This window comes from Flavobacterium tagetis (assembly GCF_016735615.1).
Lineage (GTDB): Bacteria > Bacteroidota > Bacteroidia > Flavobacteriales > Flavobacteriaceae > Flavobacterium > Flavobacterium tagetis.
This window is the reverse complement of the sequence record NZ_JAERSF010000003.1, coordinates 751,555-771,009: the sequence shown is the minus strand read 5'-3', so window position 1 is coordinate 771,009 and position 19,455 is coordinate 751,555. Positions and strand designations below refer to the sequence as shown.

At 35.7% G+C, this 19,455-nt stretch carries 8 protein-coding genes; all 8 read right to left on the bottom strand.

Features of this window, described 5'->3' with window-relative positions:
• Nucleotides 1–2 precede the first annotated feature (2 nt).
• A complete protein-coding gene (locus tag JI750_RS17255) occupies nucleotides 3–2,000 on the bottom strand; it encodes a RagB/SusD family nutrient uptake outer membrane protein (RefSeq protein ID WP_202004928.1) in 1,998 nt (665 codons plus the stop codon).
• Between the two features lie 20 nt (nucleotides 2,001–2,020).
• Nucleotides 2,021–5,356 carry a SusC/RagA family TonB-linked outer membrane protein gene (locus JI750_RS17250; RefSeq protein ID WP_202004924.1) on the bottom strand — a complete coding sequence of 1,112 codons (3,336 nt, stop codon included), beginning with the start codon at nucleotides 5,354–5,356 and terminating at the stop codon, nucleotides 2,021–2,023.
• A gap of 679 nt (nucleotides 5,357–6,035) precedes the next feature.
• Nucleotides 6,036–7,022, bottom strand: coding sequence for a pectinesterase family protein (locus tag JI750_RS17245; RefSeq protein WP_202004910.1), 987 nt, complete (start codon nucleotides 7,020–7,022; stop codon nucleotides 6,036–6,038).
• A gap of 218 nt (nucleotides 7,023–7,240) precedes the next feature.
• Nucleotides 7,241–9,259, bottom strand: a complete 2,019-nt coding sequence (locus JI750_RS17240; RefSeq protein ID WP_202004907.1) for an aceric acid hydrolase — start codon at nucleotides 9,257–9,259, stop codon at nucleotides 7,241–7,243.
• A gap of 174 nt (nucleotides 9,260–9,433) precedes the next feature.
• Nucleotides 9,434–11,893: a pectate lyase family protein gene (locus tag JI750_RS17235; RefSeq protein ID WP_202004904.1), complete on the bottom strand. Its 2,460-nt coding sequence runs from the start codon at nucleotides 11,891–11,893 to the stop codon at nucleotides 9,434–9,436.
• 15 nt (nucleotides 11,894–11,908) lie between these two features.
• Nucleotides 11,909–14,236 carry a DUF5703 domain-containing protein gene (locus JI750_RS17230; protein WP_236673071.1) on the bottom strand — a complete coding sequence of 776 codons (2,328 nt, stop codon included), beginning with the start codon at nucleotides 14,234–14,236 and terminating at the stop codon, nucleotides 11,909–11,911.
• 178 nt (nucleotides 14,237–14,414) lie between these two features.
• On the bottom strand, nucleotides 14,415–15,839 hold the full coding sequence (locus JI750_RS17225; protein ID WP_202004891.1) for a sialate O-acetylesterase: 1,425 nt from the start codon (nucleotides 15,837–15,839) through the stop codon (nucleotides 14,415–14,417).
• A 161-nt stretch (nucleotides 15,840–16,000) separates the two neighbouring features.
• Complete coding sequence (locus JI750_RS17220) at nucleotides 16,001–19,396, bottom strand: glycosyl hydrolase (protein WP_202004888.1); 3,396 nt, start codon at nucleotides 19,394–19,396, stop codon at nucleotides 16,001–16,003.
• Nucleotides 19,397–19,455 lie beyond the last annotated feature (59 nt).

The window sequence follows — 19,455 nt, the reverse complement described above, 5'->3', positions numbered from 1 at the left end:
ATTTATTCTTGATAAATGTATGTTCCGGCTGCTCCGTTACCATCTTTCCATCCAACAGTTTGTGTCAGCCAAGGGTTATTAACCAAAGCACTTTGATTAAGTCCCATTATATAATAATTCGGTCTCCATAAAATAGGAGTGGCTACACCACCAACGTTATCCATAGGTGTTGGAGGAGAACGCAATTCAAAATTATTAGTATAGAAGGTTGCCAAAGCAGTAATTTGAGTTTGAAAGTTTGAAGCATCTGGATCAACAGAAATAGATGCGCGTGCATTTGCTAAAGGATCTGTACCTGCGGCACTAGTTCCGTTTTTATAGTGCAAATAATTTCCAACACGTTGCGTACCATTTATTACCGGAATACCAAGTTTAGCATTTGTCTGGTCATTAATTGAAGCGTCATCGCTATAAAGCATCCATCTTTGAGTATCCCAAAAACGTTTTCCTTCATAAGCTAACTCCACTCTACGCTCATATAAACAAGCTTCTAGAGCTGCATATTTGTCTCCTAATGTTCCAATTCCATAATTATCTGTTGCAGGAATTCCAACACGTTTACGGATTCTTCCTAAATAAGTAGTCGCATTTCCAACATCGCCTTTAGCAGCATAGCATTCTGCAATGTTTAATATTAACTCAGCAAAACGATAATCTATAATATCTGTTCCTGAAACTTGGAAGTTTGATGAATTACTTACTGTTGGACTAGACATTTTACGAATAAAAGCTGGACTTGAGACATCATTACCCATACTGAAAGCTACGCCCGTAGTTGCATTTGTTGACCAACGGTATGCCCAAACAGTTGGCGCTGCAGTTGAAGGCAAACTATTATTATAAGGCCAGTAACTTCCTGAGAAAGCAAATGTTCTGTAAAAACGTGGGTCACGATCTTTAAAAAACAAGAAAGGATCATAGCTATTAGCTGCGGTTGGTCTTTTTCCGCTTGCCATAGGAAATAAATCAATCATGCTTTTTGGAGCTTTAACTCCGCCGCTTCCTTGTCCTCCTTGGCTTGCCAAACGCATTGATCTTTCCCAAGAGTTATTAGACTGTAAAGAAGGAGCAACTGTAGTACTGCTTGCTAACAATTTAACAGTAATCGCTTCTGAAATAAATGCATTATCGTTTACATAAAACATTCTTTCCCAATCCTTTGCACTAGATCCATATAAACCATGTCCTTGTGAAGTTAATTCTGCTTCTGCTGCTAATCCGGCTGCTAAAGCTGCATCCCAACGCTCTGTTGATGAATCCCAATTTTTATTGAATAATGGGCTCGCATACGTTAACAATACGCGTGATTTTTGAGCCATCGCTGCACCTTTAGTAAAACGTCCATAATCACTTGCTGGCCATTTAGGAGGCAATAAACCTGCTGCTAAGTCAAGATCGGCAACAATTTGATTAACCAATTCACTTACTGTAGCTCTCGGTATTTTTATAGAAGGATCATCTTTATCAGGAGTCTGAACAGTTAATACAATTGGAACACCTCCATAAGTACGCATTAAATCAAAATATTGGATTGCACGTAAATAATACATTTGCCCTTTAATCTGATCACGAAATGTTTGGTTCAAAGTAGCTCCGTCTACATCAATTCTTTCCAACATAACATTAATATCTCTAATTCTGTTATAAGGGTCGTTTGAAGGGTTTTCAACCAATGTTTTTCCGAAATATCCAGATCCGTCAGCTGCATTTTCTAAAGTAATATTCGGATTAATCATCGCAGAAATACCTCCTATTTCTTCTGTATAAGAAGTCTGCGTTGTTGTATAAGATCCAACAACCATCGCAGTTGGTGTTTTATAGGCATCAAAAAAATCGAAGTACAAATTGTTCACGTACCAATTAACACGCTCTTCACTTTTAAAGAACTCTGCATCATAATACTTATATTGTTTTTTATCTTCCAAAAAGTCATCACTGCATGAAACTCCTAACACCATTAAAAGTATCATTGCTATATATCTACAAAATTTTGCTTTCATAATTGTTTTTTAATTAAATATTAGAATGATACATTCAAATTAATTGACCAAGTTCTAAGAGTTGGATATCTAGCAGCTGAATCATCATACATATTTCTGTAATGATCTGGATAAGGATTATATAAGTCCCAAAGGTTATTACCTGTAACTCCTAAAGTAGCTTTTTGAATATTTAATTGTTTCATTGCTTCTCTTGGAAGTTCAAATCCTACAGTTAAATTTCTAACTACACATCTAAATGTTTCCAATTGCCAGAAATCAGATGGAAGAAAAGCGTACTCTTGCTGTCCCATATTAGGATACTTACCATTAGGATTATCAGTAGCGTCATACATATCTGTCCAGAAAGATTCGTGAGCCCAGTCATTGTGAGCAGATGCCGCACCTTGTTTTACTAAATCTATAGCTCTGTAACCTCCCCAAGAAGTCTGAATCTGCGTTTTGAAATAAACTGTTTTGTATTTGAATCCTAAGTTAGTTGTAAAACCGTAAACTCTACTGTTGTTTGCCAACTTAACATAATCTTCGTTTTTCATAATTCTACCATCAGCACCTGCTTGAGTACCTGTTGAAGCATTATAAACCCCTCCTGTATCTTCGTAAGCCAACATACCTTTACGCATAGAAGTTACGTTATTGATCCCCATATAAGTTGGAACACCTCCTGCAGCCGTAGCTCTTTCTGTCAAATAATTCCAATAATTAGTTACATCCTCATCTGTTCTTAAGATACCATCTCCTGTTGAAGTTCCTTTCCATGTTTTGAATCCATAAGTTGGGAAATATGTAGAAGAACCAACTTCTGTAATATTAGTATTTGCATCTGTTCTTGCAAGTTCAGGGTATTTTTTAACTTCATTGTTTGAAAACCCAAAGTTCACCCCTACATTATAACTGAAATTATCTTTTATTTTATCATTCCAATTTACACTAAACTCAGATCCCCAAGCATCAACTGCTGCATAGTTCACCTCTGCAAAACCACCTCCTACTGTAATTGGAGTACCTGCCTCACCAGCCAATCCAATCAACATTTCTGTAGATTTATCATAATAGAAATCAGCTGAAACTGCCAATCTATTTTTTAAGAAAGATATGTCTAAACCAAAGTTATTTTTGATAGTAGTATCCCAATGCACATTTTCATTTGGAGTAGGACGTGGTGTAATTCCACCACCTAAAATACCTCCATTTCCACCAAACTGAGCTCCTTTATCTGGTACTGGTTCATAGTATTGTAACCATCTCCAGTAATCAATATTATCTTTACCAGTTTTTCCGATTGAATAACGTAATTTCAAGTTATTGATCCAAGAAACATTTTCTGTAAACCAATCTTCTCTAGATACTACCCATCCTAACTGTGCGCCTGGGAAGAAGCCCCAGTAATTTTGCGGAGCAAATTTAGTAGAAGCATCACTTCTAAAGATAAACTCAACAAGATACTTGTCTTTAAAATTATAGTTTACACGTCCTAAATAAGATTGTGTTCCTGACTCTACTTTTTCAGCCAATGAGTTTGTACTAATTGGTCCTGCAGTAGTACTATTTCCTAAATAATCTTTTGAAGTTCCTTCGTAAGCCAAACGAACTCTTTTGTTCCAAGCTTCTGATTGCTCATAACCAAACATTGCTGACACATTATGATTACCAAACGTTCTAGCATATGTTGCAAAGAAGTTAGCCTGAACCAATTTATCCATGTCTGTAGTATAATAAACTCTAGCACCACGGTTATTTGTTTCAATAGCATAGATAGAATTAGGATTTTCTAAGTGATTATCTGCTAATTGATAATTTGTTATTCTAGCTAAATCATAAGGCAATTGATATTGCTCTGTGTAATTACTAGATTGGCTTCTTGCAAAACTTCCTTTTACGCTTAAACCTTTTACAAATGGTAATTTATATTCTAAAGACAAATTCACATTATATGAAAACTGCTCTTCTATTTGCTTTCCAGCATCCAAACCTGCAAAATAATTCCATCCTGCAATAGTCGTATTGGCATTTGCACTACCTAAATTGCGATCTGTACGCGGAAATGGAGACATCCAATATGTTTTGCCATCTACTGTAGTATCCCAAGGAATATATTTAGGCATGTGTAACAAATAAGCATAATCTGCTTGCTCCCCTCCTGCTGCTGCACCAAAACTGCTGTCGTTTAAGTTTGCAGAAGCTTTAGTAAATGATTTATTTACGTCTGTTGTAATAGCCGAAACCGAAGCAGAAAATTCTAAATCCTTAGAGATTTTAATATTCGTTCCTGTTCTGAAATTCCATTTTTTATAATCTTGCTCACCTAAGTTAGCTCCTTGATCAAAGTAGGTAACACCCGCAAAATAAGTAGCTTTTTCAGTACCTCCACTTGCAGAAAGTGACTGTCTTTGCTGAAGTGCAGGTTTCCATGCTTTTTTAAGCCAATCGTAATCTAGACCTTTCATCTGCTCAAGTTCTGCAGCAGAAAAATATTTAGATTTATCTGCTTCTAAGCTAGAATTCAAAAATCTGTTTTTCCAAATTCCATGCTCATAAGCATTCATTGTTTTACTATGACCTACCGCATCATTTATTGCATATTGGCTATAGTAAGTAAACTTAGTTTTACCAGATTTTCCTCTTTTTGTCTTTACGATAATGGCCCCTTGTGAAGCTCTTGATCCATAAATTGCCGCAGAACCGTCTTTTAAAATTGTCATGCTTTCAATTTCAGAAGGGTCCAATTGATTAAAGGTATCCAATGTAGGTTTTCCATTTTGAGGGTCAACCTGAACCATATCATCAATAACTACTAAAGGAATATTTGAGTTACCATCTTTTGAAAATCCAAAAGTTTGACGAATTTGAAGGCTTGCAGCATCTCCAGGACGCGTAGAACCTCCTGTAACACTCACACCTGGAGTCAAACCTCTTAATGCTTCAGATAAATTTGATACAGGTAAATCCTGAAAATCATCTGGTTTTAAAGTAGCAATAGCCCCTGTAACATTATTCTTTTTCTGTGTACCGTATGCAACAACTACAATATCATCTAGTACATTAGAATCTTCAGATAGTTTTGCATCTACTATTGCGCGTCCGTTAACTGGAATTTCTAATTTTTTCATTCCAATAAATGAAAACACTAAAGTAGCACCTGGTTTTACTTTAATTTGATACTTACCATTAAAATCTGTTGTAACTGTATTCTTTGTAGATTTCTCAGTTACGTTTACGCCAGGAAGAAGACCTGATGTATTATCAGTAACAGCTCCTGTTACAGTAACTTGATTACTTGAGTTTTGAGCGTAACTCAGAACACTGATCAGTGTAAACAAAAGAAAACTACATCTTTTTATAAGTGCTTGTTTCATAAATGTTTTTTTGGTTAGGTTATTAATTGTTAGTTAGTCATGTTTAATGTGCTTCGGTCTATTAACAAAATTTTTCTTAATGGAATCTTAAATTAATTTTATTAAATGTTTAAAACACATTTATTTTAATATTCCAAAAATATGACGATGACACATTAGAACCGTCCTGCTCTATCCTGTTTTAATCATGTTATTTCAAAAAAAAACACTCAAAAAAAACAATATTAATAAAAAACGAATGGAAAAAATAGATGAACCAGAATATTTAAGACAAATGTTTGATTAAAACAAAATTTAAAAACCCATTTTGACTAAAAAATGATAAGATTATTATCAAAAATAAACATATCGTATATATTCTTCAAAACTTAAGAATATCCTACCTGATATTTAAATATTTACAAAATGTCAATTTTTACGAAAACGATAGAGATAATTGTTGCAATTACATTTATTTTAAGCTAAAAAACCTACAAATTTTAACACAGGACAGTAGCTGGATTGTTTAAAAAAACATTAAATAAATTTTAGTAAAAAAAATAATTTTTAAAAGTAAATTCTGACCAACAAAATTTAAACGCTCTTTTTCTATTTATGGTTACAGAAAAAATCAAGCAAAAAGCCACCAATATCAGTTATTAGTGAGCTTTTGTTAGATGCATTTTTAATTCAGCTTTAACTATTGAATGGGATTCCATCCATTCAAAACTAAATCTCTGTTATATTTTTTAATATCATCTTTCGTTAATTGATTCGACCATGAAACTCGTTGCGAAATACTTTTTGAACTCATCCCTTTACTTCCATATTCAGCATAATAAGCTGTTTTATCTTTATCTGGAAATCTAGTATCAATCCATGCATTCCAGCCTTCGGGAATAATGTGCGAACCTAAATCTGTATTGATAAAAACGGTTTGTGCATAAGGTCTCCAAGGTCTTCCTAGAAATACTTTATCTACAGATTTATCTTTTGCGGTTAATTTACAATCTACAAAAACAAAACCATAAGCCTGCCCTTGCGGAGTTGAAGCCGCTGTGATATAAGAATTTACTAAACTCTCAATTGTACATTTGTAAAAAAAAGCCGTTGCTGCACCGAAAATAAAATCGGTTGTTCCGTTGATAAAACAGTTCTCAAAATAGCTTCGCGTGTTTCCTTCTGATAAATAAAGCGTATCTTGGTTAGCCAAAAGATTGCAATTCTTTACAATTACTCTGTCGCCTTTAATATGAAGTGCAACTGCTTGCCCTACTCTACCTGCGGTATTTTCGACTGTTAGATTTTCTAAAGTACAATCATTTCCTTTTATTAAAAAAGAATACGAAGTGGATGTTCCAAATTCCTTTTTTCCTGATGGATCTGGTTCACGAAGCGGTTTCCCTGAATAATCGTCAAAGGAAATAATTGTTTTATTTCGGTCTGCTCCTTTTAAAGTAATAAATGGCTTGGAAGCTGGAATTTCTAATTTTTCTACATACTTTCCTGGCTTTATAGTAATTACAACGCGTTTCTCTGAATTGTCCTTGACATTATTTACCGCTTCCTGAATGGTTTTGAAATCTCCTGAACCGTCTTGGGCAACGGTTAATGCGAGTTTATTATCGAGCTTTTGGGCTGATAAAGAAAGTGTTGTGAGTAAAAATAAGGCTAGAATGTATTTCATGTTTTTCAATTTACTTATTCATTTTGTTTTGTCATCTTGACGAAGGAAAGATCACACTAGAAACTCCGCAATCTAAATCGCCAATCTTTGTCGAGTTACGTGTATGATTCTTCGTTCCTCAGAATGACAAACTGAACGATTTATACCTTTAACAAAAATTAAAAATCCGTTTTAATCCGCGTTTTGCCAAGGGCAATCCGTTAAATCCGCGTCCCAAATCAATGGGACAGCCAAACCGTCATTTCACCTTTTCCTTTATTTCCCCAAGCAAAATACGGAATCAATTTTACTTGTATAGCATCAGCATTTTTAGAAGAAAGCGGTTTGTACAACGCTTTATTCCATGAATTATTCGAATTTATAACGGCTTCTGCATCAATGCTTACTAAGTTTCTATTATTCAAGGTAAAATTGTTTGTTGCAAAATTCGATTTCAAATTCAAAGCCACATCATTAACACTTACTTTCGAAGGAAGCTGATCTGATTCTAAACAATATACCAAAGGTCCTCTTTTTATGGCAACCTGATTTTTAACTTCTTCTACCAATGGATTCGCTTCCATTAATTCAACCGGCATTGGAAGCTTCAATTCGATTACATCTCCTTTTTTCCATTTCTGATTTAATTTCAGATAAGTTCCAGAAACGATTTTATCTGTAATTTTCGAATTATTAATCAAAACTTCAGCATTTTGGCTCCAACCCGGAATTCTTAAAAAGAAAGCTTGCAAATCTTTTGGAGCTTTTACAATTTTCAAGGTTATTTTTCCGTCCCAAGGATAATTGGTTTGTTGTTCAATTTCTAATGTTTCTCCGTTAATTGTTTTGGTATTCAAAGAATTACTTCCGTATAAATTCACAAACAAACCTTCTTTTGAAAGACTGTAAGCATAATTTCCAACTTCGGCAATTGTTCTGGTTACGTTTGGCGCACAGCAGTTTGATAAGGCAATATAACCTTCACGCTCATTGCCCCATCTTTGGTGAAAAGGCAAATCGTTTGAAACATTCAATGGATTATTATACAAGAATTTTTCTCCTTCCAAATCCATTCCCGAAAGCACGCTGTTGTAAAGTGCCAGCTCCACAATATCAGCATATTTGGCATCTCCCGTAATTTGAAGCATTCTCCAATTCCATAAAACATTTCCAATATTGGCGCAAGTTTCGGTATGAGCCGTTGCATTTGGCAATTGAAAAGGTCTTCCGTAAGCCTGATGAATTTTCTGCACCACTGTTGGATCATACGAAGTTCCGTCTGGCGAAACACCATCATATAAAGAACCGCAACCTCCTGTAATGTACATTTTGCGATACGTTACATCATCCCAAATAGATTCTAGATTATCTAATAATTTCTTTTCTCCCGTTTCGGCATACAAATCGGCTACTCCGGCATAAAGATAATTTGCTCTTACAGCGTGCCCCATTGCAGTTGTCTGCTGTCTAAATGGAACTCTGTCCTGATTATCATCGGTTCCGTCATTTGTAGTTCCTCTAATATCAATTAGATTATTAGCCAATTCTAAGTATTTCGGATTTTTGGTCGTTCTATACATCTCGACAATTCCCATATAATGCGACGGACAAATCGCATTTCTAGCCAATTCTGGCGACGCTTTTTTATAGAAATCATACAAGAAATCGGCAACTCCTTTGGCAATATTCAGGAAATTTGTTTTTCCTGTGGCACGATAATGAATACAAGCAGCAGTCATTAAATGTCCCATATTGTATTTTTCGAAACCTAGCTGTTTCTTAACTTCTTCTGGCCCTAAAGTTCCCCAGCGTTCATCAATTAAAACGGGTGTATGAATGTAACCATCTTTACGCTGTACTTTCGCGAAAAGCGCAATGGCTTTATCCATTTCCGCATCGAGTTTTTTATCTTTTGTAACGGCATACGTTGCTGCCATTCCTTCAAAAATCTTGTAGAAATCACCATCATGAAACGAAGGTCCTTTAAAAGTTCCTTTGCTTAAACCTGCTGCAATTTCGAAGTTTTTGTAAGCATGCGAAACTTCATCGTTGTGATACAAATCCCACATATATGGCAAAGTATTTTTGGTTTCTACATCAAATTGTTCTTTCCAAAAACCGTTTGTCCATTTTACATCTTGCAAGCCTATACTCTGTAATTTAGAATACGGACTTTCTGAATTCGCAACCAAGCCTTTATTTTGCGCAAAGATTACAGTTGAAAGAAATAAGGATGATATGATGATGTTCTTTTTCATTTTTGAATATTTTTTGTTTGCCACGAATTACACTAATTGCACTAATTTTTTCTTTTTTTTAGCCACAGATTAAAAAGATTAAAATGATTTTTTTTATAATCTGTGCAAATCCTTTAATCTGTAGCTAAAAACTAATTCGTGGAAATTCGTGTAATTCGTGGCAAACCCATTTTTTTACTTAACAAAGAAATTAATAGTTCTGCTCATAGAATCTCCATCGGCATCTTTTACCGTTACTACCAAAGAAGCGAAACCTTTATCTGAAGCCGTGAACTGAATTTCTTTTCCTTTAAAATTGGCTTTTCCATTTTTTACTTCAGAGAAAGTATAAACTGGTTTATTTTCAAAACCTTTAAAATAATCTGCTACGTTTAAAACTTTTTTATCCTTTAAATTGATAAAATAATGAGGTTGAGCCAGCCAGTCTAAGTAATTATCCAATTGAGTAAATCCGTCTTTATCTTTATCTTGATTGGTATCTGAGAAATCTCCAGCAGTTGAATTTTCATTCAAACCAAAAGCTTTTTCCCACCAATTTGGTAAACCATCATGATCTGTATCCCAATCCGTTGGACGAGTTTCTGAAGCAAAATTTGGCCATCCTCCCGCATCTTGTTCATTATCAATCATACCGCCTAAACCGCTTTTACTTCCTTTGTAAGTGAAAGTTCCTTTTAAAGTTTCATCAACAATTCTATTATCGTGTTTATCAAAAAACGGCTGATTTGCCCCAACATCCGAAAGTACATTTTTGTATGCTCCTTTTGCTGATTGCGTGTTTACATAAGAAGGAAAAAATGGTTTATCAACGAAAGTTTCATATTCGACTTTTTCATTATTGCTTATCGTAGATTTTCTTCCTTTATCCTGAGATTTCTCATCAAAATAACCCGGCATTATGTTTCCGTCAAAATAGTAGCGCTGCATTCCTTTTCCAACACCTTCATGCTGTGCATTCAATGCAACAAAAATCTTAGTTGAAGCACCCGGTTTATAATAATTGTTTACAAAATTTACTTCGTTTGCGCCTCCGTCAGTTGTACGCCCTCCCCAGTTGTAAACCACATTATTTGTGATATCCAATCTTCCTGTGTAATAACCGTCTCCGTTTAAACCTCCACCGATACTCCAGTTGCGCCCCTGATTATGTGCCAATAAATTATGGTGAAAACTACCAATATCACCACCGATAGTTGCTGCAAATCCGTGCATTTTTCCTGCTGGATATTTATCATGTCCAGCCACATTTAAAGCTTCAGAAATTAAAGTTCTTTGCAATGAAATATGATGCGCACCACGCGAACTAAATGATTCATCAATTGTCCAGCTAATCGAACAATGATCAATAATACTATAATCAGCGCCTGTTAATCCCATTCCGTCAAAAGTAGTTCCGCCTCCAATTCTCACTTTCAAAAATCGAATCACTCCATCATTTCCTGTCAATCCAATTGGCGCTCTGCTGATCGTGATTCCTTCTCCCGGAGCTGTTTGTCCCGCAATAGTGATATAAGGCTGATTTGCCACTAATCTCGAAGCCAATTTTATATTTCCCGAAACATTAAAAACGATTGTTCTTGGTCCAATTTCCTGATTAATGGCATCGCGTAAACTTCCCGGACCATCGTCATTTAAGTTCGTTACTTCAATTACTTTTCCGCCACGACCTCCTACGGCGTAACGTCCGTAACCTTCAGCACCTGGAAACGCCAATTGTGCTGGTTTAAACGACCATACATTTCCTAAAGTTACTTCGCCATTATTATCCACTTCATCGACTCTCCAATAGTAAGTTGTGCCGCTGTATAAATCAGAAACTGTAAAAGATTTCTCCGTTAGTTTTCCTTTAAACTCTTTTGAAGCTTCTGTTGCATTTTCTACCGCATTTTTATCTTCTCCAAAATATAATTTATGAAATGCCACATTTTTTACAGCATCCCATTTTAGAGTTAAAGTTTTACCCACTTCAACGTGTTCGTCTCTGTTTTTTGGTTCAGGAGTACGAGCCTGATACATAAGGTTTGGCGTATCAATTTCAAAACCATTAATCACAATTTGTTTAACGATATCAGGATTGGAAGTTTGATCTATCTCAAAACGAACTATTACATCTTTGCCTTTTTCAGCATTAAAAGTAATATACGCCATCGAAGCATCAATTTTAGCATTGGCTCTCTGACTTGCATTTACGGTTTGCTGAAGTTTTCCGTTTACGTAGATTTTTATCGGAGAAAAAGTTTTTCCTGTAATCACATCAAAAGCATTATGAAAAGTCAAAAGTGTATGTTTTCCCGATTTCAATCCGCTGATTTTCAATTCTAAATTTTCATTCGTAACCAAACCATCACTTCCTAATTTGTTGTAAAATGGAGCGTTCATTCCAACTTTATACCACTTTGATGTAAAGTTTCCTTTTAATTTAAATGACACATTATTAAATGATTTTTCAGCTTCTTTCCCTTCATTAATCACCCACGAATCATAACTCGGATCATGAACTTCTTCCAGTCTTCTTTGAAAAAAATCAAAGTCAACTTTTACAATTTGTTTATCAGTATTTGCAACTGATTGTGCCTGCCCATTTGTGGTCAAAAGCATGGACAAAACAGCGCCACTTATTAATTTCTTTATCATTTTGATTGGTAATAGTTAGTTTAATTTCGTTTTCTCTGCTTCAGATTTTCCTAACAGATTTATAATGTCTTTTTCTCTTTCTTTTGGAATTACTTTTAAAACCTTCAATTCTCCATTCAGGAGTTCGGCTTCAATCGTAGTATTTTGTTTGGCATGTAATTTAAAATGAACGTTCCAATCTTTTGGCCAGGCAGGAAAAAGATAAATCTTCCCATCAGCTTCCTGCAAAATCATTTCCTGCATGCCAATCATTCCTGATCCGCCCCAATTATGATCGGGAACCCAATCAAAACCTGGTCCCCAGAAAGCTGGAAAACGTCTTTCTGAATTAGCCATTTTCATTGTATTATATTTCATCGCTTCTTCGGTTAATCCCAAACGAGCCGAAAAAATATTATCCTGTTTCCATCCAATGTGACTTCTGAATTTTATAGCATCAGAATCATATTTCCAAGTATTTAAAGCCGTTTCTAAATCAGGTTTCCCAACTCCATAAATTCCCCAAGGATAAACAGGATACAGTTGCGGAACTTCAGAATTATTAACCCGTTCCCATGTTTTGGCAGGAAGCAAAACTTTATGATTTTCAATCTGCCCGAAATTTAAAGGCGGAATTCTAGTTTGAAACGCTTTTACATATTCTAATTCTTCCTTTGATAATTGTTCCGAAGAAAACTGTAAAAGATTGGTTGTAATTACTTGTAAAGCCGAAATCGTACTATTAGCATTATTTGCCATTTTATAAGTTTCTGCTCCTGAACCCGGAAAGAGAATTAATTTCCCGTTCCCATCCAGAGCTTTTCTTCCTCGCTGTTTGGCTAAATATTGATAATGTTCATCAAAAAATCGAAGACAGCTGATGATGAATTGATTGTATTTTTGAATATCTTCTCCTGCATATTCCTTTTGTTGCAACATCATTTGGCAGAATTCTAAAACCGTATCCCATTCGTATTCGAGCCATGCGTTATATTCCATTCCTGGATCGTAATCTGCGGGACGTTTCCATTCGTATTCCGCTGGATTTGGAAGTCCAAAGTTTTCTAATTGTTCTGTGAATGATGCACCATTATGTTTCCAATAAACTTTACTTCTTAATTCAGCATTTTTTTGAAGACTTACGTAATAATCCAATTGCGATTTCATCATATCAAAATCACCACTTTTCACCATCGGAAAATAAACCAATCGCTGGTTTTGAGCCGTCATCGTTCCTCCACCCCAATTTCTGAAATCAGGTGTAAAATTCAGGTCTTTGTTCGTGTAAACGGGATCAACCGTAAAAAGTCCGCCATTGAATTTGGTTGGATATTTTCCGTATGCATTGCATCCAAGCATGTATCGGAACAATTGATAATTCTGCCCAATTTGATACACCGAATCTTTAACACTTGAATGATTTTTTTGAGTGAAAATAAAGCTGCGATTCCAGAAATTATTCCACCATTTTTGAGTGTTTTTCTCAGCTTGTTTCGCTGTGTTTTTGTTTGCAGCAATCAAACTTTTCAATCCATTATTCCAAGCAACAAAATCAGATTGACTGGTGTTTAAATAAATTTCTAATGCCTGTTTTTTGGATGGTTTTATGCTTGATAAAGTAAAGCCTTTAAAATCCATATCCTGATATTTTCCAAGATACGTTCCGTCTGGTTTTAAGTTATCGCCTTTCATGAATCCACCAAAAGTCAGATTCGCAATCGGGTTCAGCATTTGGTCTTTAACCGATTCCATTTTCTGCTGTTTTACCGCAACGTCAAAAACCGTATTGTCTCGATTTCTGTGGTAAAATTTAACTCCATTATTTTCAAAAGAAATAGAATCTTTATAGGTTATAAGTTCTCCCTGAGGTGCCCATTTATAAGAATTGGCATTGTTTTCTTTTCCTTTCGGATAACGGTTCTGATAACGCCAGCTTTCATAAGAAGCCTTCATTTTCAACGGATTTTTACTTTCTAAATCAACATGAATAATCGGTTTAAAAACATCAACCCAAAGTTTTATTTTTGTGTTGTTTTGCCCAACTAAAACATAACCATCTTTCAGTTTCAATTCCTGATGAAACCCTTCTTTTCCTTCAAAAGGATTCGGACTTAAAGTCACTTTTACTCTTCCTAATTTCAATAAAGTATTATGCTCATCAAAAGTTCCGCTTCGCGAAAAATAGAAATACAAATCACCTTTCTCTACCCAAACATTCATACCAATATCTCTGCCTCCCAAAGGCATAGATTCTGATGAATTATTGCTCTGCGTTGTCCAAACCTGATTGTAATTATCAAGCACAGGGATTTGCGCTTTAAGGCAAAGCGTTGTGAAGAGAAGGATGTATTTTATGTATTTCAATTTTATCTATTTTTTTATAGTTCTTTTTGTCATTTCGACTGAAAGGAGAAATCACAATAGAAACTTCACACAGAATGTCCTCAATCTTTGTCGATTAACAAGTGTGATTTCTCCTTCCTCGAAATGACATACTAGACGTTAAACTCATAATTCACAATTTACAATTCACCATTATAAACTACCACTCATCAGTTCTAAACGAAGAAACCGGCAAACCACCTGCGCTAAACAATTCCGCTTTAACGAAATCCTTCCATAAATATCTTACTGCAACAGGATTCTTTACTTTATCAGAAGTCAGAACCACAGATTTTCTTCTTACCACAGTTTTCGCTGGATAAAAAACTTTGTCTGCTCCTGCAATTTCAAAACCTAAAACTTCTTTATCATAAGACGTAATTCCGTTAGCAACATCATCAAAAGAAATTGTTACAGCACCATCTTTTATTTCCATTGATTTATATTTCGGACTTTCGAATTCGAAACCTTCAATACCGTACGTTCTTGCTAAAGCCTGAAAAGCCAATCGGTTTCCACCTTTTTCCTTGTCCATTGGGTGAATGTTGTTTTCTTCCCCAACATCCATCAAAACTGCCATTGCTGAATTCGGAATTTCCTTTGAAGCTTTTAATTGCGCCTCTCTCAAATAAGCTGAATTGTATTTTTCCTGATAATCTTTTGGATGAAATGAAGCATAATTAAACGGCGCAATCTGAGCGAAATAAAAAGGAAAATCTCCTTGATTCCAAAGCGTTCTCCAACTGCTGACCATTTTTTTCATTAAAGCGGTATATTCATTTGCTCTTTCGTAATTCGATTCGCCCTGATACCAAATACAGCCTTTTATTCCGTAACCAATTACAGGCGAAAGCATTCCATTAAACAAAGTAGTTGCAACACGATTTGGGTCTTTTGCCAATTCTTCTTTTGTGGTCGGAATTTTAGCACTGGTGAAATCCTTCAGCATTTCCTGATTCATCCAGGCTTCCATACTCGAACCGCCGTATGAAACATGAATCAATCCCACAGGAACATTTAAAACTTCCTGCAAAAGCGAACCAAAATACCAAGCTGTTGCGCTAAAACGAGAGGTTGATTTTGGAGAAGCTTCTTCCCATTTTCCTTCAAAATCTTGCAAAGGTTCTAAAACTGTTGCTCTTGGAATCGTAATTAAACGAATGTTTTTATTGGTTGATCTTACAATAATTTCGTTTCCGTTTTTAACAGGCTGTCCCTGAAATCCTTTCAATGGCATTTCCATATTCGATTGTCCTGAACAAAGCCAGACTTCTCCCAACAAAACATTTTTGATAGTTACTTTTTCGTTTCCTTCTGAAACTTCGATTGTGTAAGGTCCGCCAAAAGAAACCGTTTTTAATTCTGTTTTCCATTTACCAGAATTGTCTGCTTTTACCTTATAAGTTTTAGAATCCCATGAAGTTTTGATTACGATGTTGGCGTTCTTTTCTGCCCAGCCCCAAATTGGTGCGTTAGATTTTTGCTGTAGTATCATATTGTCGGTAAACAATGCTGGCAGTTTTATTTTAGCATTGATTTGAAGGCTTGCTAAAACCATTAATAATGCAATAATTAATTTTTTCATTTTATATTTATTTTTTATTGCCACAGATTAGAGAATTAAAAAGGATTATTAGTTTTAGTTCTGTCAGGCTGAGCGAAGTCGAAGCCCGATTCCAATTGAAGCGCCCTTCGACTTCGCTCAGGGTGACAATCCAAATAATCATTTTAATCTGTGCTAAATTTTTATTTATTTTTCTCTTTCACAAGCACAACCGGTCCAAATAATCCTGCTTTCAACAACGGTTCTCCTTCTAATCTAAACGGCGCTGTTGTCCACGTTAATCTTTCTTCTTTTGGCAATTTTTGATCACCGATTAATCTATTTGCCCACGTATTTGTAACTTTTACTTCTATCCTATTTTTTCCTTTTTGTAAAGCTTTTGAAATGTCTGTTTTGAAAGGAAAAGTCCAAAGCGTTCCGCAATCTTTTCCATTAATCTTGATTTCAGCAATATTGGCAATTTCACCTAAATCCAGCCAGATTTTATTAGTATCTTTTCCTTTCCAGATAAACTCTTTTTTATAAACTACCGTTCCTGAATAATACTTAATCTGATCATTATCTGAAGTACTCCAGTCAAAAAGTTTGTTTGTTTTTACCACTTCATTTGGGCCTTTAAATTCAGGATCAAATTGCAATTCCCAGTTTTCATCTAAAGTCTGAACTTTCTCAAATTCAGAGGATTTTCCTTGAGCTAAAACTTCTTTCGTTTCTCCTTTAAAAATCACAAAACCAGATTCGTTCGCATCTAAACTTATCAAAGCAATTGTTCTGCCGTTTTCTATTTTCCAATTAGCTAAAGCCGAAGTTTTATCCGTTACAGCAGTATACCAATGCGGAACTTTTCCTGAAATTCTAAACGAAGCTACAAATGTTCTTTTTTCTGCTTTTTGATTAGATATAAAATAAATATCTTCAGTATCCGATTTACGATGCGCCCACGCCAATGTTTCTGAATCAGCTCTGTTTAAATTTGGAAAATAAATATCCTGAGTAATTCCGATGGAAGCAAAATCATTTCCTAAATAAGGTAATTTGATAACTGTTCCTTTTCCAATTTTCCATGTTGATGAAGTGGCATTATTCCAAATTTCATCAATTACATTCTGCCATTTCTTTTGATCGGCTTCTGATTGAATTCCTGGCTGAAGGTTCGGTTTTTCATCCGCAAAAATGGTAGCTCCATCTTTTAGCAATTGCAATATTTTTTCGGCGGAAGCCAAAGACAAAATTTTATTCGGTGCCATTTTATGACTTCCTGGGAAAAATAAAGCACCATATTCTATTCCACCATCAAACGAAATTTTTCCGTTTACCACTTTCGCACGATTTATTAAAACATCGGCATTGAAAGAATCATATTGATAACCATTTAGCGGATTAATCCATTGTGATAAATCAGTTATGTTTTTAGAATAGGTGACTTCTTTTGGCATTTTTGCCGTTGGCTGACCTTCATTTTCTAAACGGATTTTCTCGCTTTCCAATCTTGCTGCACCAAACACATTCGGAATAAAAGGCACTAATCGATCTGGGACAAAAGAACGGGAAGGAAAATCTTCTCCAATAAAAACCGCCAGATCAATTACCGGTTTTCCTTTTTGCAATTGAAACTGAACTCTTTGACAATAATCAAACCACGCTTTTCCGGGTTTCCACCATGTTTGGTCTCTTTGAAAAAAAGTTCCAATATCATCTAAAGTCATTCCGGGTTTTCTGTCCGTCCACGGATTATGTACAAAAACATGATAAAATAATCGGTTAATTCCTAAAGCGTAATTGCGGTCTGCCATTGTTTTTAAATTTCCGGGATGTTCGTCCCAATCCATTCGAAGAGCCGTAAAAGATTCCGCCTGAATAATATCTTTTCCGTAAATATGTCCACCCGAAATGGCATCAACCATATCTAAAGGTTTGTCGTGCGTTGGGCTTTTCAGCCAAAATTCACCACCCGGATAATCAACATATTTATAATGCAGCAAAGCGTCACTCATCATTGTTGGCGCGACGTTTTCTGAACTTAACTTAACGTTGTATTCTTTTGCAATTTGAGCGACAGTACCGTAGAAATTATCGGCTACTAAATCGGCAATTGTTTTTCTAATATCGTATAAAACTTTTTCTGAAAAATTGGCACTTTCTATCGGGATTCCTGCCATAACTGGAAGATAATCTACAAGATCGTAGCCACGTCTCTTTTTAAATTCAGCCTGAAAAACCGAAGACCAGTTTTGGCTTCCACATTCCCAGCTGTCAAAATGGAGGATTTCTAAAACTTTTGAAGCCAATTCCGGACCTGCTGAACGAACGGCTTCTCCAAACCAATGATCTAACTGAAAACGAATTAATTCTGGATTAAATTTATCTACTTCCAATCCTTTTCCTGCTCCGCCAGTGGCATTTTCATGTCCTGTCGAAGTATGTCCCATTCGGAGAATTTTCCATTTCCCTTTTGGTGCTTTCCAATTTAGGTTTCCATCGGCATCAACAAAATTGGAGATATTAATGATTTCTGACTTTTTGAATGCATCAGAGTTTGGAATTTCTTTTTCAGTAGTCTGCGGAGTCAAACGCCAAATTGCGCCCGATTTTCCTTCGTAATTATTAATCAGCGATTGATTCGAAAGTGTAATTTTACTCACTTTCAGATTCTGTTTCCATTTCGCAAAATCCAAATCTTCAGCTCCAGGTTCTGTTCCTTTTGGATCATAAACAAATCTGAAATATTTTGCCGTAACAGGCGTAATCGTATGTGTATTCGGGAAATCCATATCCTGCCAGCCGTGACGCGGTGCGATCATTCTTTCGTGGAATCTAAAATTGATTCCGTCGTCGCTCACTTCTACAATCAGACGCTGTGCCTGAAAATCTCTTCCTTTGGTTTCTATTACAATAGATTTGCAGGTAAAAGGTTGGGCAAATTCATACTGAATCCATCCTGCATCAGCAAACTTGAAATTTTCATCTTTTTTAGGATCAGCCAAAAACGATGCATCGGTGTTGTTTGATGTCGTTACTTTTGGTATTTCCATCTGCGACGTAATTTGGTATTCTTTAATCGGAATAGCAAAAGTGGCAATATCTTTATAATAATCTTTGTAATGTACCGGAACTGGCAATTTTAGCGCCACTTTTTTTCCACCTAAAATTTCAATTGTTGACCAGACAACTTTCTGCATTGACATTTCTGGTGTAATCCACGGTCCTCCAGCAACGGCAAATCCGTCTGCTCCGTGAAAAGCCAATTTCAAACCTAAACGATCAGCTTCTTTAAAAGCCCAATGAATCATGTCCCAAAATTCAGGCGTCAACTGCAAAACCGGTGGATCTATCAATGGCGGATTTGCTGGCCCTTTAATGGTCATTAAATAAGCGCCTGCAATTCCGGCTTGTTTCATAGCTTCTAAATCGGCCGTAATTCCGGGTTTGGAATACGCCGATTTCATCCAATACCAATACACCCAAGGTCTTGAGGATTCTAATGTTGGCTGAAAATTGGTTTCTTTTTTAGGGACTTCCTGTGCAGAGACGAGGCTTGCTAAAAGGAGGATAAAAAAGAGGTGTTTTTTTTGAAACATTTTATCGTTGTTTTGTCATTGCGAGGAACGAAGCAATCTCATAACGAAATCAACTACGT